Origin of the sequence: Vibrio sp. 10N.222.48.A3 (assembly GCF_041475345.1) — a bacterium.
GTDB classification, from domain to species: Bacteria; Pseudomonadota; Gammaproteobacteria; order Enterobacterales; family Vibrionaceae; genus Vibrio; species Vibrio tasmaniensis_A.
In genome coordinates, this window is record NZ_JBFRVX010001255.1 from 1 (window position 1) to 638 (window position 638).

2 protein-coding genes are annotated in these 638 nt (G+C 40.3%); both read right to left on the reverse strand.

The features are described from left to right. Window positions 1-265, reverse strand: a 265-nt coding sequence (locus AB4653_RS25450; RefSeq protein WP_372105614.1) for a hypothetical protein, incomplete at its 3' end; no start/stop codon positions are given. Between the two features lie 131 nt (window positions 266-396). Next, the coding region (locus AB4653_RS25455; protein WP_372105615.1) for a DUF3465 domain-containing protein at window positions 397-638 on the reverse strand (242 nt) is incomplete at its 5' end.

The following is a 638-nucleotide window of genomic DNA, read 5'->3' on the forward strand; positions in this document are numbered from 1 at the left end:
AGCATTCAGTGTCTATTTTCAGATAAGTACCTTGATCTAAAGCTATCGTATGAAATTCTGGGTCACCCACATCATTAACCAAATTGACTTCAAGCCAAACTTTGCCAAATTCATCGATATACCAAACTCGCCACAAAAGATTGGACTGTACAAGCAGCTGATAAAACTTATAGGTCATATACAAGTCTGAACCCGCTTTCTGTGATGCTTCAATGAGATCATCAGGAATACTCACGACTTGAACTAAATAATTCACTTCAATCATAAAGCCTCAAATTATTAAATCACTAAAAACCAAGTTACAACAAAACCCAGTGATAGGCACCCTTTCACTACCTATCTCTAACACCCTTCTACGATGCTCTTCAATGGCAGATATGCCATGCCAAGTGTCGTCTATTCGTATATTTTCCCATTATGCTTCAGCCAGCCATGAGCATGGTGATTCCGAGGGTCTTTGTGGGTCCAGTGCATCACGCCACCTTTCTTGTTCCATTCATACTCCCCATAAAATTCAACTCTATCGCCCTTTCTCAATCCCTGAATACGAGGAGCTAAATCAATATTATGTGCCACCAGCAAAGTTTGTCCGCTGTCGAGCCTTAAGATAAACTTCTGATGTCGAGAGCCTTTATTAT